We start from the raw sequence: 261 nt of genomic DNA on the forward strand, positions 1-261 counted from the left end.
AGGACGCCTCCTCGATCGGACTCACGGAGTCCAACCAGAACATCATCGAGGGGAACGCGGCGTTCATCCACCAGGGTAACTGGGCCGCCGGGGCCTACCGGAACGCCGAGGACTTCAACTACAACGAGGACTGGGGCTTCAAGACGTACCCCGGCTCGGAGAACATGTACATGCTCCACTTCGACTCGTTCCTGTACCCGTCGGACAACCCGAGTCCGGAGGCGACCGAGACGTTCCTCTCGTTCGTCGGGAGCGAGGCGG

1 pseudogene is annotated in these 261 nt (G+C 62.8%); it reads left to right on the forward strand.

The features are described from left to right. Window positions 1–261 (forward strand): annotated as a pseudogene (locus EXE42_RS17815) (extracellular solute-binding protein); the annotation flags it as partial.

This window comes from Halorubrum sp. SP3, from assembly GCF_005435195.1.
Classification (GTDB): Archaea; Halobacteriota; Halobacteria; order Halobacteriales; family Haloferacaceae; genus Halorubrum; species Halorubrum sodomense.